16 protein-coding genes are annotated in these 24,892 nt (G+C 67.1%); 3 read left to right on the forward strand and 13 right to left on the reverse strand.

Going from position 1 to position 24,892, the window contains the following annotated elements; all coding sequences use genetic code 11:
• Positions 1–63: 63 nt before the first annotated feature.
• Entirely contained in the window at positions 64–1,044 is a 981-nt protein-coding gene (locus tag VT03_RS22220) for a hypothetical protein (RefSeq protein WP_075097230.1), read from the reverse strand.
• Positions 1,045–1,115: 71 nt separating this feature from the next.
• Positions 1,116–3,002 (reverse strand): FAD-dependent oxidoreductase, encoded by a 1,887-nt coding sequence (locus tag VT03_RS22225; protein ID WP_075095033.1) that lies wholly within the window; start codon positions 3,000–3,002, stop codon positions 1,116–1,118.
• Between the two features lie 775 nt (positions 3,003–3,777).
• On the opposite strand from VT03_RS22225, the gene VT03_RS22230 reads away from it, so the two are divergent.
• Entirely contained in the window at positions 3,778–4,464 is a 687-nt protein-coding gene (locus VT03_RS22230) for a HEAT repeat domain-containing protein (RefSeq protein ID WP_075095034.1), read from the forward strand.
• 226 nt (positions 4,465–4,690) lie between these two features.
• On the opposite strand, the gene VT03_RS22235 is transcribed toward VT03_RS22230, so the two are convergent.
• From VT03_RS22235 to VT03_RS34345, 9 genes are all read right to left on the reverse strand, one after another.
• Positions 4,691–6,544 (reverse strand): serine/threonine-protein kinase, encoded by a 1,854-nt coding sequence (locus tag VT03_RS22235; protein ID WP_075095035.1) that lies wholly within the window; start codon positions 6,542–6,544, stop codon positions 4,691–4,693.
• Between the two features lie 408 nt (positions 6,545–6,952).
• Positions 6,953–7,258, reverse strand: coding sequence for a hypothetical protein (locus VT03_RS22240; RefSeq protein WP_075095036.1), 306 nt, complete (start codon positions 7,256–7,258; stop codon positions 6,953–6,955).
• A 121-nt stretch (positions 7,259–7,379) separates the two neighbouring features.
• Positions 7,380–8,297, reverse strand: a complete 918-nt coding sequence (locus VT03_RS22245) for a DUF1559 domain-containing protein (protein WP_075095037.1) — start codon at positions 8,295–8,297, stop codon at positions 7,380–7,382.
• 164 nt (positions 8,298–8,461) lie between these two features.
• A complete protein-coding gene (locus tag VT03_RS22250) occupies positions 8,462–9,352 on the reverse strand; it encodes a DUF1559 domain-containing protein (protein ID WP_075095038.1) in 891 nt (296 codons plus the stop codon).
• A 549-nt stretch (positions 9,353–9,901) separates the two neighbouring features.
• Positions 9,902–11,164 carry a hypothetical protein gene (locus VT03_RS22255; protein ID WP_075095039.1) on the reverse strand — a complete coding sequence of 421 codons (1,263 nt, stop codon included), beginning with the start codon at positions 11,162–11,164 and terminating at the stop codon, positions 9,902–9,904.
• A 715-nt stretch (positions 11,165–11,879) separates the two neighbouring features.
• Positions 11,880–12,323, reverse strand: coding sequence for a carboxypeptidase-like regulatory domain-containing protein (locus VT03_RS22265; protein WP_075095041.1), 444 nt, complete (start codon positions 12,321–12,323; stop codon positions 11,880–11,882).
• A gap of 195 nt (positions 12,324–12,518) precedes the next feature.
• Positions 12,519–13,580, reverse strand: a complete 1,062-nt coding sequence (locus tag VT03_RS22270) for a DUF1559 domain-containing protein (protein ID WP_075095042.1) — start codon at positions 13,578–13,580, stop codon at positions 12,519–12,521.
• A 359-nt stretch (positions 13,581–13,939) separates the two neighbouring features.
• The gene (locus VT03_RS22275; protein ID WP_082846431.1) at positions 13,940–15,001 is read right to left on the reverse strand and encodes an RNA ligase (ATP); all 1,062 of its coding nucleotides are present in this window, start codon (positions 14,999–15,001) and stop codon (positions 13,940–13,942) included.
• Between the two features lie 258 nt (positions 15,002–15,259).
• A complete protein-coding gene (locus VT03_RS34345; protein WP_075095043.1) occupies positions 15,260–15,685 on the reverse strand; it encodes a hypothetical protein in 426 nt (141 codons plus the stop codon).
• Between the two features lie 444 nt (positions 15,686–16,129).
• On the opposite strand from VT03_RS34345, the gene VT03_RS34350 reads away from it, so the two are divergent.
• On the forward strand, positions 16,130–17,128 hold the full coding sequence (locus VT03_RS34350; RefSeq protein ID WP_075095044.1) for a DUF1559 domain-containing protein: 999 nt from the start codon (positions 16,130–16,132) through the stop codon (positions 17,126–17,128).
• Between the two features lie 149 nt (positions 17,129–17,277).
• The gene (locus VT03_RS22290) at positions 17,278–17,745 is read left to right on the forward strand and encodes a hypothetical protein (protein WP_075095045.1); all 468 of its coding nucleotides are present in this window, start codon (positions 17,278–17,280) and stop codon (positions 17,743–17,745) included.
• Between the two features lie 40 nt (positions 17,746–17,785).
• Here VT03_RS22290 and VT03_RS22295 read toward each other — a convergent pair whose 3' ends face one another.
• Both VT03_RS22295 and VT03_RS22300 read right to left on the reverse strand, forming a co-directional pair.
• Positions 17,786–19,003: a hypothetical protein gene (locus VT03_RS22295; RefSeq protein WP_075095046.1), complete on the reverse strand. Its 1,218-nt coding sequence runs from the start codon at positions 19,001–19,003 to the stop codon at positions 17,786–17,788.
• Positions 19,004–19,423: 420 nt separating this feature from the next.
• Positions 19,424–24,856 carry a M56 family metallopeptidase gene (locus tag VT03_RS22300; RefSeq protein ID WP_075095047.1) on the reverse strand — a complete coding sequence of 1,811 codons (5,433 nt, stop codon included), beginning with the start codon at positions 24,854–24,856 and terminating at the stop codon, positions 19,424–19,426.
• Positions 24,857–24,892: the final 36 nt, after the last annotated feature.

Raw genomic sequence — 24,892 nt, forward strand, 5'->3', positions numbered from 1 at the left:
GAAACCGGGCATCCCGCTCTCGGCGGCGTGACCGGGTGATGCGGCCCGCCCGAAGCGCACCACTCACCGCCCGTTCAACTTCTCCACCCCCGCCGAGCTGTGCAGGGCCCGCATCTCCTTGTCCGTGATCGCCCGGTTGAAGACTGCCAGGCCGCCGAACCGGCCCTTCGTCGCCTCTCCGGTGAACGAGCCGACCGCGTACCGCGCCCCGACCGTGAAGTCCGATCCCCCTCCGGGCTTCGTCGCCGCGTGCTTCTCCGCGTCGTAGCGGAAGATCCCCCGCCCGTGGTAGTACGGGTTCAGCCCGCGGTCCTTGCCGTCGGGACCTTCCTCCGTGAAGTAGCGGTCGGTCCGCTTGTGCTTCTTCGGGTCGAGCGGCTGCTCGTCCAGCTCGCCGTTGATGTAGGCCCGGATGGACTTCGCGTCGTAGGTGAATCCCAGCGTGCACCACGTCTCCGTCGGGACGTCGTGGGCGGAGGCGGCGTAGTCGCAGCACCACGGGAACGCCGAGCCGTCCGCGCGGCGCGTCACGCCCCCTTCGCTCGAGATGTGCGGCGTCAGCTTGTTTGGTCCGCCGTAGGTCGGCATGTTCATCAGCAGCGAATACTGCCGCGTCCCGGTGTCGTCGTTGGCTCCCTTCCCCTCGCTCCACATCCCGGCGATCGTCCGGCTCTGCTTGAGGTCCACGATCCGCACGACCGCGAACAGGCTGACCTGCGCGTCCGGCCCGGCGATGTTGAGGTCCCCCGTCTCGGCGTACGGGATCTTCAGATACTGCCGCCCGTTGAACTCCGCCGCGTAGCCGGAGTACGGCCCCCCCTCGACGCGGGCGACCGGTCCCGACACCTCCTGCAGCGGATGGCGTTCCTTCGTCCCCGACGACACCCGCGGCTGTCCCGCCTCTTCGCCGAAGGTCCAGAACCCGACGAGCCCCGGCGTCTTCTCGACGACCGTCCGGTCCCCGACCGGCTCCGCGGCCGAAAGGACGGAGACGCTCATCGCCACGAGTGCGAGACAGGCGGACGAAAGACGGATGCGGAGCATGCGGGCGATGTCCTGCGGAGTCGGAAGACGGGAGAGGGAAACCGGGACGCGGTCGAAGGCCGCGCCCGCTCTCAACGAGGCTGAGAGGAGTTCAGGTTCAAAGGCTGCGGAGACGGCTTGGGCTTGGGGGGGAACGCCAGCCGGTACGCGGTCCGGATCCAGTCGCCGCGGGTCGTCGTGCCGTTTGCGGCGGGGAGGCCATCCGTCGGCAACGTGCGCTCGCGGGCGAGCGCCGTCCACCGGTCGGCGACCGCGGCTTCGAGCGGCCGGTCGAGCTGGGCGGCGTGGCCGGGAGTCGCTTCGTAGTACTGGCCGTGGAGCTTCGGGCCCCGCTGGCCCGGCTTCTTGGGCATCGGCTCCAGGCCATGCAGGCCGCCGACCGTTCCCCACCACTGGACCGCGGCGAAGTCCGCGTGTCCCGGCAGGACGTCCGAGACGTAGATCGTCGCCGAGCCGTGCGAGTGCAGCACCCGCTGCAGCGCGCCGATGTCGACCGACTGCACCGGTCCGCTCTTCTCAACCGCCAGCCCCGCCGCGTGGCCCGCCGCCTGGCCGAGCGACATCCAGATCGGCTCCAGCCGCAGGGCGCAGAACCCGACATGCGACGACGAGGCCGCAACCGGCACCAGCAGGTTCTCGACCTCCTTGGGGACGAGCGTTCCGTACGGAATCTGGTAGGGCGGGACCGGGTTGTAGAACTCGCCGCCATGCAGGCCGCCGAACCGCGGCCCCTCGTGATGCGTGCCGTGGCAGTTGTTCCCGTAGTCCCCCATCGCGATGGCGTCCGTGTGCAGGACCGCGCGGGCGTCGCCCGGGGCGTGCTCGCTGTCGCGCTGCGTGAAGACCCGCTGTCCCACCATCCGCCGCGCCTCGCGGACGTAGAGCTGCGGCGGCAGGTGGTTCGTCCGGTGAAACTCGTCCCGGCACCAGCCCCATTCGCGGGCCTCGCTGCGGAACGGCTCCGGGACCGCCTCGTCGTTCTGGAGGAAGTACAGCAGCCCTTCCTGGTCGCGGCGGTGGGCCTCAAAGATCTTCGCCCGGGTCGCCGCGTCGCCGTCCGGCCAGCCGAGGTTCTGGCCGGGGAGCGAGAGCCGGATCAGTCCCGTCGAGACGTCGTTGATGTCGTACTTGCCGTTCGGGAGCGGAGGGGTCTGGGCCTTGAAGATGCAGCCGCGGGGATAGCCGAAGACCCGCTCGATCTTCCCCGACTTCAACACGTCGATCACGCCGGCAAAGTCCTCGCGGCGGTAGCCCGGTGGGGCGGCGGGCGTCACCCGTCGGGCGGGATCCTTTGTCATGATCCAGCGGAAGTTGTACGCCTGGAGCTCGCCGTCCGCCTTCATCGGGGCGAGCGACTCGTTGTACTCCTCCTGTCCCTCGCGGCCGGCGCGCCACGGGACTCCGGCCGCGGCCATCAGGTCTCCTTCATAGGTGGCGTCGATGAACTGCCGGGCCGTCAAGGTCTCGCGGTTCCCGTCCTCGTCCAGCACCGTGATGGCGGTGATCCGCCGCGGTCCGGTCTTGCTCGACATCGTGACGTCGACGAGCCGCCCTCTGACGTCGAAGCGGACATGGGGGAACTCGTGCAGAAAGTTCAGGAAGACGACCTCATTGGTGCGCGGCTCGCCGAACGTGCCGCGGAAGGAGTCGCGGACCTGGGGAGAGTCAGGGCCGTAGGTCTCGCGGTAGGTCGCTTCCACGCGCCCGGCGAATTCCAGGAAGAGGCCGGTGAGGCTTTCAAACGAATGAAAGTCGGTGTGCGAGAGCCCGCTGGTGACGAGTCCGCCGAGGTGCCGCTCGGAATCGAGGAGGAGGACGCGGCAGCCCTGACGCGCGGCGCTGATGGTGGCGGCGATCCCACCGGGAGTGGCGCCGTAGACGATGACCTCCGCTGTGTCCGCGGCGCGGAGCTGGGCAGTGGTGCTGGCGAACAGGATGAGCAGGGCAAGCAGACGCATGAGGCGGTTTCCAGCGGGCACGATGGTCAGCCGCTCGACAGGTTCGCGCATCGGCTGGGGAAAGTCACGCAATGCGGGGAGGGGGAGGCGGAAGGCTGAAGGCGGAAGGTCGAGGAAGAGAGTGGATCGCGTTTTGCTGACGCGAGTCGGGTGGCGGCCCAAGAGCCGGGTCCAGGGGGACCCTGGTCAGGGGGTGCAGGGGGCAGAATGCCCCTTGCCCGCCGGAGGCCCTCTCGTCGAGAGATGTCTGAAGGAGGCCGTGTCCAAGCGCGGTCCACGTGCCGTATGCCCCCCCCACCAACCCGCGGGGATGCAAAGCGAGTAGTGAAGGGTGCTGGAGTCCCGTTGGAGCCCAGCATGGACGGTCTTCGAACAGATCGCGTCCAGCGGGACACGCTGAAGCGTGGACTCCAACGGCGTTCCTCGCTTCGACACCGGTCTTGCCCGCGAGGAAGTCCCGCAGGGACGGCCGAGAATAGCCCACCCTTTCAAGGGGGGGCTCGGTCCACGCGCCAACCGCACAGTCCCGGCAGGGACGAAAGACTCTTCCGCATCGAGACGGCCCCCCTTGAGGCGGACGCGCGTCGCGTCCCACGGGCCGGAACGAAAACGCCGCCGGCGGCCAGCCCCATAAAGCGGACGTCCGTCGTTTGCCGCGGTTCTTCATGAAGCGTCTCCGGCGGCTCATCTTGCGGAAGCGAGAGAGTTACAGTGTTGAGCGACGCGCCCGGCCGATGCGCAGCCCGGCGTGCAACTCAGGTGACGAGGGCCCCGAATGAACCGTTCCGCCTGGAAGGCGCTCGGAGAGGAGTTGTTCGCTCTGGACCGCTGGGGCGATTTCGATCCCGCCAGGAGGGAGTTCGACGCCGCCGATCCCAGGACGTGGCTCTGGCGGCATGCCGACCCGCATCCGGTCAATATCCTCGTCAACAGCGAGATTCCTCCCGACCACTTCGAGACCTATGCGCCGGCGCTGACGAAGGGGCTGAAGACGCTTCGTGATGAAGCGGGGCTGGAGATGGTGGTCCGGGCGCTGTCGCGCAAGGGGTTGACGGCCGCGGTCGGCGAGATCCTGGGGCTGTTCTCCTCAGAATCGCTCGTGCGTGAGCAGAACTGCCTGTGGGCGGCGGGGAACGCAATCTATGCGATCGCGCCGAAGGATCATCTGGAGGAGTGCCTTGCGGTGTGCCGGGACCCGCGGGTGGGGAGCGCGCGGCAGAAGCTGATCGTCCATCTCTCGCGGTTCAAGAAGTCTCCGGAGGTGTTCGAGACGCTGGTCTCTCTTCTGGAGGACGAGACCGCCCGCGGCCCCGCGATGGAAGCGCTGAAGAAGCTTGGCGACCCCCGCGCGATCCCGGCGATTGAGCGTACCCCGGTCCGGGAGGGAGAGGAGGGGATTTACGAGACGCACCAGAAGGCGATGGCGCTGAAGACGCTTGCCGCGAAGAAGAGCAAGGCTTGAGGCGGTGAAGCGGCGTTGAGGATTCACCGCTCGCTTTGCAATCCCCGCGGGTTGGTGACGGGGCATACGGCATTGTGTCCGCGTTTGGACACGGCCTCCTTCAGACATCTCTCGACGAGAGGGCCTCCGGCGGGCAAGGGGGATTCTCCCCCTTGCATCCCCTGACCAGGGTGCCCCTGGACCCGGTGAGGGATGGGGTGAGCAGCATCAATCCTTCCAGCCACCACTACAGCTCACACGCCAACCGCTCCAACCGCGTCTGCAACTCATACACCCTCGCAAACCGCCGCGCCGGTACCTTCAACAAACACCGCAGACAAATCCGGTCCAACTCCACCGGAACCTCCCGCCCGAACGCCGAAGGCGGACCCGGCAACTCCTCACGCACCCGCGCCATCGTCTCCGACACCGTCCCCCCCACAAACGGCGGCCGCCCCGCCACCAGCTCGTACAACACCACCCCCAACCCGTAAACGTCCGCCCCCAACCCCAACGGCCGCGCCGGATCGCCCAGCCGCTCCGGCGCGAGCGCGCCGGCCGAATAAATCGCGGCCGCCTCGGACCCCTCTTCCCCCTCGCTCGCTTCCCCGCATGCCGTCTCCCCGCGGCCCGCCATCCCTCCCATCGGATGAAAGTCCGTGATCCGCGGAATCTCCCCCGCCGCCAGCAGCACGTTCGACGCCTTCAGGTTCCCGTGCACCACCCCCTGCCGATGCAGGTAGCCGACAATCTCGGTCAGCTGCAGCAGGATCTCCACCACCTGCCGCACCGGCCGCCGCGCCGCCGACACCAGCGACATCAGGCTCCCGTTCGGCGCATGATCCAGCACCACGTACCGCCGCCGGTCCCACCACCCGGACCGCTGCGGCAGCACGACCTGCGGATGCGAGAGGACCGACCACGCCTCCGCGCTCTGTCGGAATCGACTCTCCCACGCCTCGCGATCCGGCTCGCCCTCTCCCGCCTCCCTCCGCTCCTCGGCGGCAAACACCTTCACCGCCACCATCTGCTGCAGCGGTCCCTGCAGCGCGCGGTACACCGTGCTCCCGGGACCACGGCCAATCTCCGCCACCAGCCGCACCCCGTCGCGGGCCGCCAGCCGCCGCAGCCGCTCCTGCTCGTCGAGCGGCACCGCCGCAATCTCCCGTCCGTCCAGAAACCGCTCCAGGTCCGCCGCCAGTTCGCCGGCGCTCGCATACCGCCCCAGCGGATCCTTCTCGAGGCACTTCAGGCAGATCGACTCGAGGTCGCGGGGGACGTCCCCCTTCCAGCGGCTCGGCGGGAGCGGCTCCTCGTTCAGGACCTGCTCGACCGTCCGGTTCCACGAGTCCCCGCGGAACGGCGGCCGTCCGCAGAGGAGCTCGTACAGGATGGCCCCCAGCGAGTAGAGGTCGGCCGCCGGTCCCACTTCCTGCACCCGCCCGGCCGCCTGTTCGGGGGCCATGTAGCTCGCGGTCCCCAGGACCGCGCCGTCCTGCGTCAGGGCGGTCTCTTCGGCGTCGAGCCGCTTCGCCAGTCCGAAGTCGGCGATCTTGGGGTGGAACTGGTCGAGGGCGGAATCGTGTTCGTCGTTCGGGCCGCGGGAGGGAGACAGCTCCGTCAGCCGGGCGAGGAGGACGTTGGCCGGCTTGAGGTCGCGGTGGATGATCTGGAGGTCGTGCGCGTGCTGGATCGCCAGGGCCAGCGCCTGGATGAGCCGGGCCGCGGACCGGGCGGGTTGCGGGTCGCCCCCCGTGAGCTGATGGAGGCTGCCGCCGTCGATCAGTTCCATGACGAGGAACGGCGAGCCCTGATGGGCTCCGATGTCGTGGACGGAGACAATGCCCGGGTGGCTGAGTCGGGCGGCGGCGTCCGCTTCGAGTCGGAAGCGGGCCCGTTCCTGTGGCCCGGCGAGGGGCCCGCTGCGGACGAGTTTGAGGGCGACGGTGCGATCGGAGGCGAGGTCGCGAGCCCGATAGACGACCCCCATTCCGCCGCGTCCGAGTTCGGCGAGGATTTCGTAGCCCGGCGGCACCGGGAGATCGACGAAGTCGTCTGGTGCCTTCTCCGGCCCAATCTGTGTGGGCGGGGGGTCAGGCATGAAGGGCTCCGGAAGCGGGGGTATCGTTCCCTTCAGTTTAGGGGGTGGGCGAAGCGAACCGAAGCTCGAACCGCGTCCATGCCGGCGCGACTCGATCGCGCAGACCCAATGTGCCAAGGCGAGCCGGGGTCAAGGGGGCAACCCCTTGCCGCCGGAGGCACTCCTGTGAGGAACCGTGGTACACAACGGACGACCGTTTTGTGGAACCGGCGCTGAGAACTCCCTCACGCGATGCCGCTGGGTCTGCAATTCTCAAGAGGTGATAAGGGGGCATCCGGCACCGTGTCCGCGCTTGGACACGGCCTCCTTCAGACAACTCTCGACGGCCAGGCCTCCGGCGGGCAAAGGGCCAAGAAAACAACACAGGCCCCTCTGCACTCCCCACCAGAGTGCCCCTGGACCCGGTGATCACGATGCCGACTTGGCCCGCTTCTCCAACTGCTTCACCAGATCGGCCGCCGCCTTCTTCACCTCCGCCGGCGTCAGCCGCGAAAAACTCTGCACCGCCACCGCCTGGTCCATCAGACCCTTCTCCTCCAGCCCCGCGGTCAGGCTGTTGAGCTTCCCCTCAAACTCCCCCGTCCTGGCAATGTCCTTCAGCGTCGGGATCAACTGGTCAGCCGCAACAGGGACCAGCGTCGAGACCGGCTCGGGAGGCTTGGAGCATCCGGTACACAGAACCAGAACGAACAGGAGAACGAGTGAGAACTTCATGGCGAATCACGAACCTGGAAACGATGAACGAAGACGAAACGGAGACAATGAACCGTGAGGAAAGAACGAGACCCGGGGGACGGCCGACACAGACCGTCCCCCTTCGTTGCGGACGCACCGCTCAGAACTCCTTGACCGGCTTCCCATCGGCGATGCCGCCGAGGTACGAATACGTGTTGAGGTCGATCTCGTTCGCCAGGAAGTGGACCGAGCCGTCGACCAGCAGGAAGTGGGCCCCGCCCGTGTGGGCGCTGCTGAAGTTCCAGTGACCCTCCGGCCAGTTGATTCCGTAGTACGGGTTCGTCGCCATCACGGCGTTCTGCGTGTAGTACCAGCCGTCCGAAGGATTCCCCGCCCAGATCGTGGCGTACTTCTCACCCAGCGAACCCCGCTCGCCGACGAGCGCCACGTTGCTCAGGCCGTCGGTGATCGTCTGGAACGAGACGCGGGAGTTGTCGTACATCGGCCCGGTCGGCAGGCTCCCGGCGGCGTTCCGCCGGTAGGTGCTGCCGCCGTTGGCCGTGTAGTTCGACTTGGCGTAGTTCGAGACGTTGGCGTTGATCGCCCCCATCGGGTTCGGGTCGGTCGGGCAGAGGAACGTCGCGATGGTGGTCTTGGCATACGGAGCCGGGACCGTCGCGCTCGCCGTCGTCATCGCGGCGACGGTCGTCCAGTTCTGGTTGAAGGCCCCCGAGCCGGCGATCTGGTTGTACAGGTTCATCTGGTCGAGATGCGGGAGCAGGAACGTCCCCCAGCCGAGCAGGTTCAGGTTCCTGTCGTTCGCGGAAGGGCTCTCGGACGACATCGGGTCGCTGTCGAGATAGCACGGCGGGAGGACGAGGTGCGTCTCGTGGTAGCTGTGGAACGCGATGCCGATCTGCTTGAGGTTGTTCCGGCAGGTGCTGCGGCGGGCCGCCTCCCGCGCCTGCTGGACGGCCGGGAGCAGGAGGGCGACGAGCACCGCGATGATCGCAATGACCACCAGCAACTCAATGAGGGTGAAGCCCCGGCGGGGGGAACGACGACGCGATGGGATCATGAGGGCAAAACCTTTGAAAGAATGAATCAGGCCGCCCGGCTCCGGCGGGGGGAGCGGGCGGATGGGGGCGGGCGGACGGGAGCGGGCGGGCCGGTGGGCCGATCTGCGGCCAGAGGGGAAACGGAGGAGGGCGGGAGGGGAGGCCCCGCGTTCGGGAGAGCCGCTTAGAACTCTTTCACGATGGCGCCGTCCTTGATGGCCCCCAGGTAGCCGCACGTCCGGCGGTCGAGGTCGTTCGAGAGGAAGTGGACGGAGCCGTCGCCGAAGACGAACTGCACCCCGCCGAAGTGCGGGCTGCTGAAGTTCCACGCGCCCCCCTTGTTGAGGGCGTAGTACTCGCTGGAGTCCATGATCGCGTTCTGGGTGTAGTAGGCGGCGTCGGTCGGGTTCCCGACCCAGATCGTCGCGTTCCGCGAGCCGACGGAGCACCGCTCGCCGATGATGGCGACGTTGCTGAGGCCGTCCGTGATGACCGGGAACGACGTCATCGAGTTGTCGTACATCGCGCCGGTCGGCAGCGTCCCCGAGGCATCGCGGCGGTAGCTCCCGCCGCTGACCCCCGTGTAGTTCGACTTGGCGAAGTTCGAGACCTTCTGGTTGATCGCCCCGAGCGGATTGGGGTCGCTCGGGCAGAGGAACGTCGGCACGCCGACCCGGGCGTAGGGCACGGGGTTGGCGACGCTGGCCGTGGTCATGGCGGCCACGGTCGGCCACGACCGGTCGAACGCGCCGGAGGCCGAGATCTTGTCGAACAGCGCTCCCTGGTCGACGTAGGGGAGGAGGAATGTTCCCCAGCCGAGGAGGTTGCGGTTCTGGGTGTCGGCCAGCGGGTCGTTGTCGATGTAGCCTGGCGGGAGGACGTAGTTCGTCTCGTGGTAGTTGTGGAGCGCGATGCCGATCTGCTTGAGGTTGTTCGAGCAGACGCTCCGCCGCGCTGCTTCCCGCGCCTGCTGGACGGCGGGGAGCAGCATCGCCACCAGGACGGCGATGATGGCGATGACGACGAGAAGCTCGATCAGCGTAAAGCCACGGCGGCGGAAAAGGGCGGGGTTCATTCGGCAGGACTCACACATCGGGGGGGGGGCAGGGCAGGGGGGAAGGCACGGCGCCGTCCCGCGCGGGGCGGGAGCGGACCACGCCGTGAGTGACACGCCGCCGGAGGCCGGGGATGGCCTCGGCGGAATCTTCAGGTGACCCCGGGCGGGATCACGGAGTGCGGGGGGGAATACGGATCGCGCCGGCTCAAACCGCGTCCTTGCCGGCCCGGCTCGATAGCTCAAACCCAACGTGCGACGGCCGCTGGGGTCAAGGGGGCCTCGCCCCCTTGCCGCCGGAGGCACTTCCCTGAGGAACCATGGGACACAACGGATATCCCCTTTGTGGTCCCCGCGTTGAGGACTCCCTCAACCAATCACGCTGGCTTTGCAATCCCCGCGTCTCGGGTGAGGGGACATACGGCACGGTGTCCGCGTTTGGACACGCCCTCCTTCAGACATCTCTCGACGGTCAGCCTCCGGCGGGCAAGGGGGATTCTCCCCCTTGCATCCCCTGACCAGGGTGCCCCTGGACCCGGTTCTTGGGGCGGCGATGTTCGCAGCACTCGTTCAGATGAGATGCATCGGCTGAGAAAAGAGGCGATCCTTCCCATCGATCTGATCCGCTTCGACCCGCAGATACCGATGCCGGTCCATCTCGCCCCGGGCATAGTGCCATTCGAGACGCCGACCCGACTCCTCCGCGACCTTCCCCGCCGCCGACACGACGCGGATCCGGCACGGCTCGCTCGTCTCGATCGTCAGCATCTCTTCCCGCAGGCGAACCGCATCGAAGCGGACCTTCCCCTCCAGGACACAGTAGAACCGTCCGTCCCGATACGCCTTCAGGCACGCATGCGGCAACTCGGCCGCGGGGACATTGGGATCGATCAGCAGGACGTTGTAGCCCAGGAACCCCGGATCGGTGCTCTGCACATGATCCGAGACGGAGAATCCATAACACCGCCGGCCGGTGGCGAGCACCTGGTCCCACATCTCCAGGGCCCAGCCTTTGCCATTGAGCTGCTCGCAGGTGTGGTTCCAGATCTCGAGACCAAGGACCCGCGGGTCATGGTCCAGCATCGCCAGGACGCTCTCGAGCTTCTGACCGCTCCAGACCGGATGGTTGATCGTGATCCCGCCGCCGTCCGGATAGACCAGCCGGCCAAGGATCCGGTCGAACGCTTCCTTCCAGGGAATGCCGAGTCCAAGGAGATAACCGTGGTCCGCCAGCTTGTGCTTGCTGCGGACGTCAAAGTTGCCGCTGGCGAAGGTCGATCCGACGCTGTTGAAGTGACCGGACTGATCGGTCGTCGAATGATGCTCCGCGTTCGGGCAGATGATCACGTCGTCGGGAATCGCGTGAAAGATCGGCCCTCCCACCTGGAACGGCATCTTCTCCCGCAGCTCCGGCGGCAGCGTCTCCGCCCAGCCGGTCGACGGATCGGCGAGGATCTCGTTCCAGCGGAACGTCTCCTCGACATACCCTTTCCCCTTGATCGTGCAGAAGGGCTGCTCGACGAAGAACTGCCGCTCCCGCTCCTCGCGGGTGCACGGGGCGGAGGGGTAATAGTTCGAGATCGCCAGGTGCCGCATCCCCCGGCGGTACATGATCTCCAGCTCCCGCTGCGAACGGCAGTGGATGTGGGTCCCCGAGCCGACGTGCTTCGCCGCCGACCAGTCGAGGCCCTGATAGGGATCGGCAACCGCCTCCCGCGGCCCCGGCTCCGATCCGGACCAGCCGGTGCCGGCCGTCAGCAGCTGCGTCGCGCCGAGTGCCAGGACTTCCAGGGCCTGCCGCCTGCCGAACGCGCTCTCCTGACGACCAGACATACTTTGTTCCTGAGACCAGTCGCTGCCGGCATCCACCGAAGACGGACGACGCACACATCACTCGCAGCGGCTAAGAACGAACTGGAGGGAACATAAGGGGCCGATATGAAGAACGATCGAAGGAACGGCGAAACATTTCAGAGGGTCGATGGAATGTCGCTGATCGTGGCGGAGATTAAGCAACCCGGTCGACTAACTATGATGAGATCGACGTCGCGCTCATAGAAATACATATCGTTGTGGCGAGTGATGATGAATTTCGATCTCAGGACCGCGTCGCCCCTCATCGTGTCTTGAGAAATGGCCGCGTCGCAGTCATCGGCCTCGGACACCGCCGCAGGCAATTCGGGGCAAGGCGAGATGGAATGTCTGTCTCTCGCCGGGGTCCGCAAGTCAGAGGACCACGTCGCCGTTCGGGGATGATAAAGAGGAGTGCCAACTCCGCAGGAGAGCGGAGAGGGTGACGTGCCTGTTGCTGTATAACAACAGGCACGAAAGAGTTCGTCGTCCATCCCGACTTCTTTGCCGAACAAGTAATAAGAGAATCGAATCGGTCGGCGAAGTATAGAGTCGCCGCGCACAATCTAAGCGGGGTTAAAGAAGGAACGTGCAAGTGTGAAATCCGCGATCGAGGCCGGTGACCTGACGCAGCCTCGTCGTCGATTCGCGCGCGACCGCCGCCCCGCCACGACATCCACCCTCGACCCCGTTGCGGTCAGCTCTTCAGGTCGAACTGAATCGCCGAGTTGCCGTCCTTCGAGATCTCGACCTTCAGGCCCGACTGCCCCGGATTTCCGTACTTCTCCGGAATCAGCGACTTCTGAAGCACCGGCCGTCCGTTCGCGTCCTCGCCCGTCGCGGAGTTGTCCATCTTCATGATGGTCACCGAGTAAGCCCCCGGCACCGCACCCCCCTCCGGCGGGAAGGCCTTCAGCTCGAACTTCCCCTCGGCGTCCGTCAGGGCCGACGCGCCGATCCCATCCTTCTCGCCCGGCTGAATCACCACGATCGCCCCCGCGAGCGGCTGGTCCTTGTAGGTCACTACCCCCTTCGCCGGGACCGTCGCCGGCCGGTTCGACTTCCATTGAGTGTCGCCACCCCCGCAACCGGAAACGATCGCGACAGCGGCCAGCGAGAGGAACAGGGAAACGCGCTTCATGGAATGACTCTGCCGATCCGGCCGTGCTGAAGAACCAAGAGACCTGCTGTCCGCACCGACCCCGTCCCGCCTCCCGGCATCATCAATCGCCGGAGAGGACCGCCCAACGGAAACGGCGGAAACAGCACCACGCTCAACGCCGCGGCCCGCTCTCACGAGCCGGTCGCGGCGTCACACCAGAGAGATTGCCCCGCCTTAGAAGTCGGTGACCAGCTCGTTCCCGCCGCGGGTGCCGAGCGCACCCCAGATGCCGTACGGGCTGCGGGACTGTCCGCCGACGGCCGGGAGGATCGCGGCCTGGTTGCCGGTGTCAATGTTTTCGCTGACGAACCGGACCGCACCGTCCGCCATCACGACGCCGACCCCGCCCACGTGGCGGCTCTCCGCGCTGTAGAGGCCGTCGCAGTACGAGCTCGTCGAGGCGCCGGAGTAGCAGCTCCCGGCGTTCGGCGGAGAGGCGGTCGAGAAGGCCGAGTACGAGCCGACGCCGTCCGCCCAGCGATAGGCCCGGGCCGGTTCGCCGGTCCAGGCTCCGCTCGGGTAGGTCTTGAGGCTGGCGTTCCACAGCGCGGCACACGCGGCCGGGCTGGCGCTCGCTCCCGAGAGGGCGGTCTGGGCGATCATGCCGCGGCCGTTGGCGGCGTCCGCCCCGACGATCTCCGACATGGCGATCGTGTTGCTCGTGCCGTCCGTGTTTTCCGCGATGCTGTAGCAGGTCATGGCGGCAAACAGGCCGCGGCTCTGGGCGACGATCGGATAGGTCGGCCGCGCGCAGCCGTTGCCGGCGTGGCTGTCGCCGGCACAGAACACGTAGTTCTTCTTGCCGCGGCTGTTGCCGGCGTTGTTCGGATCGGTCTGCCCGGCGTCGCTGGGGCACACAAGCACCGGGATCACGCGGGTCCAGGGGAGGTTGTTGTTGTACGGGGGATTGTCGCCGGTGAGGGCGTCAATCTCCTGGTAGACCGCGGTCTGGTCGATGAACGGCAGAAGGAACGCGACGCCGCTGAGGCGGGTCCGCTGTCCGCCGCTGCTGAGGTTGCCCCGTCCGCCGCCGAAGGGGGGGAAGCGGCTGTGGTTGTCGTGGTAGTTGTGGAGGGCGAGTCCGAACTGCTTGAGGTTGTTCTGGCACTGGGACCGCCGCGCGGCCTCGCGGGCCTGCTGAACGGCGGGGAGCAGGATGGCGACAAGGACCGCGATGATGGCGATGACGACCAGCAGTTCAATCAGCGTAAAGCCGCGATGAAGACGATTCGACACGAACAGGACTCCGTGGCCAACGGCGGGATTCGCGACGGATGGATCCGGACCGCGAGTGGTTCCGTGGGGCGAGTTCTTTGCCAGAGGCAGGTGGGGGAGAGCCGCACCGGTCCTTCCGGATGGGAGGGGGACCTGGCGGCACCGGTGTATGTCGCGGGGACGCGCACGGCGTTACATGCAAATTCCCGCATTCACACAAAGTTCACCGTGCGCCCAGCTCCGTTGATGTCAGCGCGTCCACGGCGGCAGTCCTGGCACGGCCAGGGGGCCTGTGTTGTGATTGCTGGCCCCCTGCCCGCCGGCAGCCGTCCCGTCGAGGACCCTCGAACGCAGTCCGCACCCAACCCCTGCAGGACATCCTACTCGTCGTACTTGAGCAGGAACCTGGGGTTGATGACCTTGAAGCTCAGCCGCCCGCCGATCTCCTCGTCGTACTCCTCCGCGAGCGGGCGAAGCACGATCCCCTCCCGCTGAACCTGCGGATGGAGTGTGCTGGTCCCTTCGGACAGGGCAACGAGCTGATCGACGGTGTGATCCAGGACGATCGTCCCGAGCTGAGGGACGGACTCCAGGCCGATCTCGGCCAGCACCGCCACCTTGGCGGGCTGGTCGACCAGCCGGTAGGCGTCGACGTTCAGGACGCTGAACACCCGGAGCGTCACCTCTTTCAGGGCGTACTTGTTCTTCTGGATCCCGGGGCCGATGACCTCCGCCTGAATCGCGAGATCGAAGCCGAGCCGTTCGCGGGCCGTCCGCAGCTTCTCTTCGAGACGCAGGGCCTTGGCGACGCGGGCCAGCACGTTCGACTCGTCGGCCTCGTCCATCCACAGGTTGCGGCTGCAGATGCCGAACTCCCCCTGCCGGAGGAAAGCGGTGAACGAAGATCCGTCCAGCTTCTCCGTCATGTAGAACGTCTTGCCGCGGTTCCGCATGAGGACCGATTCCAGAACCTGGACCCGGGTCTCATCGGTCTTCGGCAGGAATCCCGGGAACGGTCCCTTGATCCTGCCCCCCATGCCGACCGGAAGCGGAGGTTCCCATTTGAGGACTCCGAGGAGGTCGGTGACGTCGGTCCCCTCTTCGATGGGAGCATCGACTGGCAGGATCGAGAGCGGAAAGCAGATCCCTTGCGAGACCTGTCCGCGGAGCCGGACCGTCTTGATGCGGAAGCCGGCGGGAAGCGTCACGGTCCCGCCGGCTTCCGTCTGGGCCGCCTTGTAGCTGTTCCCGCGGAGGAACTCGAATTCCGGCCGCTCGGGCAGGAGCGAGTCGATCTCGCAGTAGACGATCCTGTCGCCGGGCTTGTGTTCCCCCTTCTTGGCGACGACCCACCAGCCGAGGACGCGGATTTTCTCGATGGCGTCGGCGCCCGGAATGGGCTCAACCCCGTTGACGATCTGAATACTGGCCAGCTTTCGCATGATGGCTCCTTTCGTGCGATGGCGGATCGACACCGGTTCCGACGGTTGGGTTCAGGAGCGCCTGCTCCGACGAGCATGTCGCCGTTCCGCGCCTGCAGGTGGCGATATCCTTGAAGCGGCGAACGTCAGCCATGGAGCGTCGTCGTCCAAGCGGCTCGACGGCTTCAGGACAGGAACCACACGATGGAACTCGGGCAGGGTTTCATGCCGCCGGCCGGCCCTCGTCGGGGTGAAGGGAGATGCTGGTGGCAACGCGTCTCAGATCGTCCCGGTCTGGATCTGCTCGGCCCAGTCGGCGACGGCCCGATGAAACTCCTGCGACTCGAAGGACCGTTCAAACGCGGCATCGGCACGCCGACAGAGGGGCCGGATGACCCGGAGCTGTTCGAAGCCCTGGGCCTCCGGACGGTCACGCGGACCGAACGCGATTTCCAACTCCCGAATGCAGGCCTCCAGTTCCGTCGAGAGCGGCGCCAGCCCGCAACGGGTCAGGGCCGTGACGGTGCGGCGCCAGTCCGCGCCGCTGGGATTGCAGTACCAGTGGGCGATGCCGCCGCGCGCCAGCGCTTCCAGGATCTGAAGAGAGGAGAGCTGCAGGAGCCGCTCGTGTTCGTCGTCCGAACTGCTCTCCAGGCGTTCCAGCGCGCGGTCAATCGCTGTCGTGAATCGCTCTTCGTGGTCCACCGTGATCGGTCTCCCGGCTGCGTAAGCGGTTTCCGGCCAAAGGTCAGCAGGGACAGTTTAGGAGACGCTGTGGAGAAGGTCCTTCGTCTTGGGACTTCGCTCTTGTGGGGGTTGGAGCGCGGCCGGCACTCGACCCCGTTCCCAGATCAGTCGGGCGACCATCACGCATCGCGGGCCGGGATGCGATCAGAGCGCGATCGGAGCCCACCCATGGGGCGGAGAATCGACCGCACGGCTCCGGTGAAGGTTCAAAAAATGTCCACAGAGAATCTTCAGGATTCTGATTCGGGCACAGATCTTCATTGTTGTTTCAGTTTTGAGGCGGGTGTAGTTTCCGAGGGAGGAGCTCTGCGGAAGTCGATGGTGACGTTCTGTCCGTCGGCCCCCGCAATCATGTCCGGTCGCACATCAATCTGTTTTCACTGCCTTTTTGTGGAGGGGGTAATGAGGACGTCTGTGAGCCGCCGCGCGCGGGGCTTTACGTTGATTGAGCTTCTGGTGGTGATAGCGATCATCGCAGTGCTGGTGGCGATCCTGCTGCCGGCTGTGCAGCAGGCTCGGGAGGCCGCCCGGGCGAGCCAGTGCCGGAGCAATCTCAAGCAGATCGGCATCGCGCTCCACAATTACGAGTCCACGTTCGGGGTCTTCCCCCCCGGCGCCGTCATCGGGACGGGGGCCAACGGTGCCTCGACGCACACGCAGCTTCTCCCGTACTTCGATCAGGCTGCCGCCTTCCATCTGTTCAACTTCAGCACCGACCTGAACGTGGCCGCGGTCAATCAGCTCCCGCGCGAGCAGAAACAGCCGCTCCTCAACTGCCCCTCGCAGTTCACGAGTCCCGCGTTCCTCCTCCCGGGGACGCAGTGCCCCAACGGCTGCGGAACGACGAACTACGTCCAGAGTCTCGGGAACAACGCCAACTACGCCACCGGGGACGGGCCCTTCGGCCGGAACGTCGGAGCCAAGATTTCGCACTTCACGGACGGCACGAGCAACACGGCCGTCTTCGCGGAGATCGTGCTGGGACCCTCCTCCGGAACGGCCACCGGAGTGATTCCCGCCTCAAATGGAGAGTTCTACCGGGTCGCCACGAATCTCCCGTTCGCGACCTGGGACGCCAGTCCCACCGGCGACACCATTGCCGTCCCCGAGTGCGACAATGCGGCGACGGCGGCGTACCTGTACCGCGGCAAACAGTACTACCGCGGGAACGTCGTCTCGACGTTCTACTCCCACACGCTGACTCCCAACTCTCGCCGCCGCGACTGCATTCGCGGGACCGGCCTCGACCGGGGCCACCTGGCGTCGCGCAGCTATCACCCGGGGGGAAGCCAGTTCCTCCTTGGCGACGGCGCCGTGAAGTTCGCCAGCGAGAACATCGACGAGGCACTCTGGCGGGCGATCGGAAGCAAGGCGGGCGGCGAGCGGGTCGGCGAGTTCTGACCGACCGGCGCGTCGTTCCGACCGGGATCCGGCCCTCCCTCGCAAGGAAGCGCCGTCCTCCGGTGTTCTTGTTCTCTCGAAGGGTGCCGTGTTCTCGAACGGGTGTTCGCGGTCGAACGCCCCTGGCCGAAAGAGGCAGCGACGAAGCTATGGAACGCTGGTCACGTGAGACGCGGGCTCTTGTTGCCGGACTCCTTCTCGCGGCTCCGGCCGCGGGACTGGCCGGTTGCGGCAGTGGCTCCGGGGCGAAGATCGAAAAGGTCGTGCCGGTCTCCGGGACGCTGACCTTCAAGGGGCAGCCGCTGGAACACCATCAGGTGACGCTGCAACCGGAGGACGGCCGGCGAGCCGCGGTGGGGGTCTCGGACGCCAACGGGAAATTCACCCTCGGGACGAACGACGTTGCCGACGGGGCGCCTCCGGGCCGATCCCGCGTCGCGGTGGTCTTCGCGCCGCCGACCGTCGACACGTCGCTGACGGCCGGCGGGGCCGACAACGCCTCCCTGCCGAAGCCAAAGGTCAAGATCCCCGCGAAGTACAACAACGCTCAGACCTCGAAGCTGACGCGAGACATCGCGGAGGCGGGCGAGTCCGATCTGAAAATCGACCTCGAGTGAGGCTCGCGCCGCGGACGCAGGACGGCCGTCGCCCGGCGGGCTACGAGCCGGGCGACAGCTTGGCGTAGCGCTCCCGGAGTCCGCTCTGCTCGCCCGCCGGGGCGAGGGCCAGGACTGTCTTCCAGAGCGTCTCCGCATCGGCCTTGCGGTTGGCCGCCACGTACGCCTCGACCAGGAAGTACCCGAGCCGCCAAGACCGTCCGCCCGACTCGGTCCACATCGCTTCCAGCGTCTGGGTGCCCGCCGCGACGTCCCGGACCGTCTCCTTCTTCGCCGTTGTCTGGAGCCGGGCCAGCCAGACGGTCGCGCACGGGTTCTTCGGCTTCACTTTCAGCGACCGTTCCAGCTCGACCTTGGCCCGCGTCGCGTCGGTCTCCCGTTCGGCATACGACCGGCCCATCACAAAGTTGGTGAACCAGCTCGGCTCCTTGTTGGAGAGCCGAAGCGCCTTGGAGAAGCGGTCCTTGGCCCGCGCGGCGTACTTGCCCCCCATCTTCATGTGGACGAGGGCCAGGACCGCTTCCGATTCCGAAACCGGATCGGTCATCCCGAGCTCCTTCGTCCGGAGATCCTCCGCCTTGTTGGCGTGCGTCTCCGCCTCGGTGATGTCTCCGAGCTCGTAGGCGCACAGCGCCTTCCAGTGGTATCCGCCGGGCCAGAGGAGGTCGGTCTGCTGCCAGTCGTCGACCGCCTCGAAGACCGCTTCGTAGTCGCCGCGGGCGAACTTCTCGGCGGGCTCCCGGAGGTCGGTCCAGCCCTCGCGGACCTCCTCGATGTCGGTCCAGAGCCGGGCCAGCTCCTTGTCGAGCGGGGCGATCTGGTTGTCGAGGGTCTTGAGATCCGCGATCCCGACGTCGATCAGGTCGTTGTTGGCCCGCATCTGAAGCTCCAGGTTCTCGATCTCTCCCTGCACGGCGCGGAGCTGTCGGCGGAGGGGGAACACGTCGTTCCCCTGCGCGTTCTGGAGGTTGTTGTTGACCATCTGCGCGTGCCGGTTGAGCTTCGCGAGGGTGGCGACCATTTCCCGGCCGAGTCCCTGGAGCTTGGTGATTCGGATCGCCAGCGGGTCGCGCTCCAGGGCCAGCGGCCGCCGCTGGGCGTCGACCGAATCCCGCCGGCGATAGACGTCGCGGGCCCGCTGGACGAGGTCGCCGAGCCGGGCCTGCCCCGCGGAAGTCGTATCCCGGTCTTCGCCGCGGCCGGCCGAACCCTCCGCCCGGACTCCGGCCTGTGGCAGGGAGAGAGAGACGCAGGTCATGAGAAGCCATGCGACGGCCAACCGTCGTGGAATGGGCGCAGCGGAAGCCATGGAACCAACCTCGTGAGTCAAGAAATTCCGGCCTGGGCAGAGCCGCCCGAGCAACCCGCGACTTCTTCGAACGCGGAGTGCAAAGGCCCTGAAGGGTCAACCTGGCCAAGGTTGACTGATGTTCAGTCGAGTATGGCTCATGAGTGGACAGGTGTCAACATGGAATTCAAAAGACGTCTCCCTGACGTCGGGCCGGGAGGCCGAGGGTTAAGGAGACTGAGCTCCGCGATGCCTGGCTCCTCTCCCTCTCTTCGATGACTCTCGATCAGACCGCGGTTCCTGGCCGACGGCCAGTCGCTTCGGTCGAGCGTTCCTCACCGAGAGTCCTGAGTCTCGCCGGGGCGGACGGCACCGGGAGCAAGGGCTGCGTCAGTCGCGGGCCACGGCATCGAGCGCTCCGCGGGCGGCGGCAGCGAGAGACTCCGCGTCGCCCGTGATCGGACCGTAGAGGTTCCGGCGGATGGGATCGGCGTGCTCGATGTAGAGCTCGCGGCCGCCCGGAAGGATGTGGGCGTCGAGGGTGGGTGTCAGTTCCACGGTCCGGATGCCGTCGCGGAGGCGGTAGAACTGGCCGACTTCCCCCGGGGCGGGGTCGCGCGGGACGTAGACCGCCGTGACGGAACTCCACTTCCCGGTGACCGGGACGCCCGCGAGCGGGATCCCCGGGATCACGGGGGGGCGTTCGAGGTGGCGACGGTCGCCGTTGCGTTCGACGGAGAGGAGATTGGGAGGGCCGGCCCCGGGGAGCGGAATCTCGATGTCGGCCCGGACCTCCTCACGCACGTCCCCCTCGGTCCGCTCGCGACGGAACGTAAGGACCCGGCTTCCGGTCGCCTCGAGGGCTTCGGCGGCCATGAAGTCCGAGGCCGTGAACGGGGCGACCTGGGGGAACTCGCGGAGGAGTCCTTCGTTGACGGCCGGAAGGGTCTCTTCGATCGCGGCCTTTCCACCGGCCCGGACGAACGAGACGGTCCGGGCGAGGCGATCGACCGCTCCCAGGTAGTTCCGGATCGACTCGTCCGGATGCGACCATCCGCCGGTGCGGCTGAGGTCGACCGATCGTCCCTCCCTGGTGACCTCGATCCGTTCAACTCCCGTTTCCCAGAGGTTGGGGGGCTGGTTGAACGCGTCGCCGGAGATGCTCGCGAGACTGTAGTCCTCCAGCAGGGACAGGATGAACTCTTTCAGCTCGGCTTCGGAGAACTGGAGCGTCGCGTCGCGGTTTCGATAGTCCTTCGGGACTTTCGCTTCACCGGTCGTGGAGATCGTCATCCGGACCTGAGTTTCGGGGCTCCCTTCGCGGACCGAGGGGCGGCGGGTCCATCGCAGGGTGAGGCCGGCGGACTTCAGGTCCTTCGTGATGTGGTCCAGGGACGCTGGCGGCGCGGCCGCGCGAGTTGTCTTGCCCGGCTCCTTGAGGAAGTTGACCGTGATCGTCCGTTCTTCTCCTTCCTGGAGCTGAATCGTCTGTGTCCAGTCCTGGTAATCGCGCAGCGTCAGCTTCAGCAGGAGGTCGGCTCCCGGATGCAGGTTCAGCGTCATGGGGGAGTTGATCGAGACGTAGCCCGAGTGGAACGGCGCGGAGGAGACCAGGGGATCGTTCCTGCGGGCCGGATCGACGAACGTCGGCCAGTAGACCGTGGCCAGCTTTCGCGTCCGATCGTCGACCTCCCGGCCGTCCACGAGGAACTTGAGCGTGAGGCGGGCTTCCTGGACCCGCCGGATGACGAGCGAGTCGTCATCCCCGTCGAGCGAGGGAATGGAGGCGGGTCCCTCGGAACCATCGGGGAGCCGCCGAAAGAGGCGATCGACTCGGGACGGAGGCCCCGACGTTCTGTCGAAGGCGACCGATCCGGAACTGGCGTCGATCCGGACATCCCGGAGTCCTTTGGGGACAGTCGCGACGTAGACTTCGTCGGGACCCGGCTGGAGCCAAAGTCCGCCGAACCAACCTTCCCTATCCCGGCCCGGTGCCGTTCCCGCAATCTGGTATTGCCCAGCGGGATGAACTCGTGGGGTCTGCAGCGGCTGGTCCTTCGAATCGACCGCGCGGACAGTGATGCGAACGGACTCCACGCCGCGAAGGTCGACGGTCTCATCAGCAGGTGGGTTGTCGCGGGGAAGTGAGAGCGTTTGTCCCAGGAAGGCGACGGGTAAGAGGGCCTTCGCCTGCAGAGCGGCATGTGGAAGCGTCGGATGAGCCTCGACCGGTCGGATGTCGTACTCGCCCGCTGGAACGGGCGGGAGTGCGTAGTGGCCATCGGCGTCGGTCCGGGCGAAGCGGTAGGGGGTTCGTGTGTCCCCCTTGGCCCGGACCAGGATCGCGGTGAGCGGACGTCCCTGGTCGTCGACGACCCGCCCCGAGATGCGCGTCCCCTGCCGCAGGCGGAAGACCGCTTGTTCGACCGAGTTCAGGTCGATGGCCCGCGAGACCGCCGCGGCATTCTCCGGAAGGACGTAGAGCCGCTTCGAGAGCCGCGGGACCCGGACCTGGTAGCGGCCCTCGGAGTCCGTCACGGCGTCCGGTTTGCCGTGGATGACTTCGTCCGTCCGTGATCCGCCGAGGATCGGGACGTTGGCGGCCGGCATGCCGTCGATGCCCAGGACCTGGCCCGAGACGGGAATTCCGGGATCAACCAGATCGACGAGCATGTTCTGCGATGCAGGACCGGCGACGAGTTGGTTGGCCAGCGTGTGGAACCTCTGCTCTTTGCTCTGGCGGTATTCGGGATGCCGCACATCGAAGTGCACAAAGACGAGGTGTGCGGGGGGAAGGCCTGTTGGGACCGTGACTTCGATTCGTCCGTCCTTGTCGGACCGATAGGTCGCCGTTGCGATAGGGTTTCGGTTCCACTGCTCCGCCTCCCGAACCTTCAGAGCTTTGGCGTCCGGTTGCCGGAAGAATTGGACCGTCACCTCGGCGTTGGGGATCGGGGCGCGCGTCTCCTGGTTTTGAAACTGGACCCGGAAAGTGTCGGTCGTCGACTCGTGGGGGGCCGCAGCCGCGGTCTCGCCCGTCGGCCGGGGCCGCGAATCGAACTGGCAGCCCGGGAGGGCGGCTCGCAGGCGATCGAGACTCGCCGGCGAGATCGGGACCGACGGCGACCAGAAGCGGACCGACTTGAGCCGCTTGAGCTGCGCGAGCTCGTCGAGGGCTGCCTCGGTCCAGGGGGCCCAGCCGATGTCGAGCTCTTCGAGATCGGGACAGTTCCGGATCGTCCGCAGGCCCTCTTCGGTCAGGAACGCGCCGCTGACCTTCAGCGAGACGAGCCCTTTCCGGCTGGTGATGTGGCGGAAGCCGACGTCCGTCAGATAGGCGTTGGAAAGCTCCAGTCGCTTGAAATTCGGCAGGGACTCGAGCGTCTCGAGAGCCCGGTCATTCAGGAAGGCGTCGTAACAGCATTTTTCGGATGTTCGCGACTTGCCGCGGTTGTCCAGAACGGCTTGCTCGGCGGGGGTGAGCTCCGGCACCTGCTTGCGGTACCACTCGATGCCGTGCGCGAGCTGCATGTGCGTGTTCGCTTCCAGGACTTCCAGTCGGGTCAGCCCCCGGAGGAAAGCGAAGTCGCTGGCCTGGAACTCCGCACTTCCCGTCCGCAGTTCTCTGAGCTGCTTGAGGCTGGCGAGCGCCGCGAGACCGTCCTCGCACCCGCCGCCGATGAAGTCCAGCTTCTCCAGAGCGATGAGCCGTCCGATCAGCTTCAGCCTCTGGCAATTCACGGTTCCCACGCTGCATTCCGTGATCGGCAGCGGCCGCTTGGCCAACTGCGCCGGCACGCGTTCTTTCCCATCGGCCGCAATCGCGACCAGGAACCCCGATTGCGAGAGAGCAACCAGCACCTCCCGCTGCTCCTCCACCGTCGCCAGGGCCGGGATGTAGCGGGCCAGGACTTCGGTCTCGACCTTGAGTTGCGTCGGGTGGTCGGGGGAGAGCGAGACGTTCCGGAACGTGACCCAGTGGGTGTAGGGACGGAGCCGGTAGCCGAACGACTGCAGGCGGTCGGGAGCGAGTTTGAAGAGGAAGCTGCTGGACTCTGGCTTTCCCGCCGAGCTGTGGGGGCGGGTCTCCTTCCCATCCGCGTCGAGGGCGAAGAACTCGAACGAGGCGTCGTCCCAGAGGGTGCCGAGGGAGTCGAGAACGAGCTCGACGGTGTCGGCCGTCTCTTCGACCTTCTGGAAACGGATCCGGTTGTCGAGGAGGCGGACCGCCGGGAGCGTGTCGCCGGGGAGGGTCTTCCGGCCCTGCGGATCGATCAGCCGGGGGGGGAGATCGTCGCTGACCGCGAAGCCGATCCGGACGGTCGTCGACTTGCGGTCTTTGACCGGGCCGCCGGCGCGGTACAGGACGCACTTCTTCTCCTTGCAGCTGCGGCCGCCGGCGGCGCCGAGCGTCTCCCCTTCGACGATCACCCGCTCCTGCAGGAACGGCGTCGGGAGCTTGCGGAACTCGAAGGCCCACTCGCGGCAGAGCTCCGCCTCTTCCGGGGTCTGGGCGAAGACCTTGCTGCCGCTCTCCTCATAGGGACGCTGCTCCAGCGGCGTGCCGTCGGGCTTCCACCAGGGGCGGCCAGCCGAGGGGTGGAAGCTGAGGCCGAGGAACTCGACTTCGAGGCCGTTGTCGAACTCGACGAGCGGGGCATCGGAGGGCCCTTTCGGACGCTCGGCGGCGGCGAGCCAGGCCATCGAGACCGCCGCCGTGACCGTGACGGCGCCGAGGACGGTGGCGAGTCCGCCCCGCGTCAGCCGGACCGCGGGATCGGGCGAGAGGCCGAGGACCCGCATGATCCGCCGCCGCAGTTCCGAGGGGCGGGTTCCCGCCATCGAGAGGCCGGTGAGGGCCGCGGTCGGACCGAGTCGGAGCTCCGCCACCCGCAGGAGCGACTGGGCGTAGGCGATGGCGTCGCCGCCGTGGGAGAGCACGAGGTCGTCGCAGCACTCTTCCCGCGTGCGGCTCATGGCGCGGCTCAGGAGCCACACCGCCGGATGGAAGAAGAGGACCGCTTCGATGAGCCGCTGGAAGAGGAGGACGATGTGGTCGTACCGCCGCAGGTGGGCCAGCTCATGGAGCAGGATGCCGGCGATGTCGCCTGGCGGGAGCTCCGCGAGCATGGCGGCGGGGAACAGGATCACCGGCCGGAAGAGGCCGACGACGACCGGGATCGTCGTCCGCTCGCAGGCCCGGAGCGCCGGAAGGACCGCGAGGCCGAGGCGGCGGGCCTGGGTCTCCAGCAGGCGGCGGAGTTCCGGATCGAGGACCGCGTGGCCGCCGGACTTGAGCCGCTCGCCGCCGTAGAGGCCGAGCGTGAGGCGGGCCAGCATCAGCAGGACCCCGGCCAGGTAAACGACCGTCACCCCTTGGGCGATCCGGTCCCACGGGACTGGCGCTGGAGGGGGATCGAGTTTCGCATTGAGCGATTCGACCGCGGTGGTCCAGTCGGTTCGTTGCCGCGGGCCGGGGACGGTCGGCGTGGCGTCGATGGCGTGAGCGGGGAGGACCGCGGGGCTCGGCGGAGCGTTGCTTCCGATCGCAGTCCCGTTTGCCGGCTGCGGGGCAGTCGCTGCCGGGGTCCGGGGGAGTGGCCGGGGCGAGCCCCATTCGCGAACCGTCCAGAGGGGGACGAGCAGGACGATCGCCAGGAGGGCCGCGGACTGGAGGAGGTAGCGGGCGGAGGGCTGACGGGCGAGGAGGCGGGACGTCGCGAGCGCCGCGGCGGCGACGAGGGTTCCGGACCAGGTGACTCCCCAGAGGACGCGGACGATCAGGAGCGAGAGATCCGAATCGAGCCAGAGGGTCGGAAACATGGGAGCCTCGCGGAGGGAGACGGGTTGGGCGGCCCG

Source organism: Planctomyces sp. SH-PL14, from assembly GCF_001610835.1.
In the GTDB taxonomy this organism is placed as follows: domain Bacteria; phylum Planctomycetota; class Planctomycetia; order Planctomycetales; family Planctomycetaceae; genus Planctomyces_A.

Bases quoted from the DNA above. Each gene is read 5' to 3' on its own strand.
- VT03_RS22220 (WP_075097230.1), bottom strand. From the start codon at position 1,044: ATGCTCCGCATCCGTCTTTCGTCCGCCTGTCTCGCACTCGTGGCGATG.
- VT03_RS22225 (WP_075095033.1), bottom strand. From the start codon at position 3,002: ATGCGTCTGCTTGCCCTGCTCATCCTGTTCGCCAGCACCACTGCCCAG.
- VT03_RS22230 (WP_075095034.1), top strand. From the start codon at position 3,778: ATGAACCGTTCCGCCTGGAAGGCGCTCGGAGAGGAGTTGTTCGCTCTG.
- VT03_RS22235 (WP_075095035.1), bottom strand. From the start codon at position 6,544: ATGCCTGACCCCCCGCCCACACAGATTGGGCCGGAGAAGGCACCAGAC.
- VT03_RS22240 (WP_075095036.1), bottom strand. From the start codon at position 7,258: ATGAAGTTCTCACTCGTTCTCCTGTTCGTTCTGGTTCTGTGTACCGGA.
- VT03_RS22245 (WP_075095037.1), bottom strand. From the start codon at position 8,297: ATGATCCCATCGCGTCGTCGTTCCCCCCGCCGGGGCTTCACCCTCATT.
- VT03_RS22250 (WP_075095038.1), bottom strand. From the start codon at position 9,352: ATGAACCCCGCCCTTTTCCGCCGCCGTGGCTTTACGCTGATCGAGCTT.
- VT03_RS22255 (WP_075095039.1), bottom strand. From the start codon at position 11,164: ATGTCTGGTCGTCAGGAGAGCGCGTTCGGCAGGCGGCAGGCCCTGGAA.
- VT03_RS22265 (WP_075095041.1), bottom strand. From the start codon at position 12,323: ATGAAGCGCGTTTCCCTGTTCCTCTCGCTGGCCGCTGTCGCGATCGTT.
- VT03_RS22275 (WP_082846431.1), bottom strand. From the start codon at position 15,001: ATGCGAAAGCTGGCCAGTATTCAGATCGTCAACGGGGTTGAGCCCATT.
- VT03_RS34350 (WP_075095044.1), top strand. From the start codon at position 16,130: ATGAGGACGTCTGTGAGCCGCCGCGCGCGGGGCTTTACGTTGATTGAG.
- VT03_RS22290 (WP_075095045.1), top strand. From the start codon at position 17,278: ATGGAACGCTGGTCACGTGAGACGCGGGCTCTTGTTGCCGGACTCCTT.
- VT03_RS22295 (WP_075095046.1), bottom strand. From the start codon at position 19,003: ATGACCTGCGTCTCTCTCTCCCTGCCACAGGCCGGAGTCCGGGCGGAG.
- VT03_RS22300 (WP_075095047.1), bottom strand. From the start codon at position 24,856: ATGTTTCCGACCCTCTGGCTCGATTCGGATCTCTCGCTCCTGATCGTC.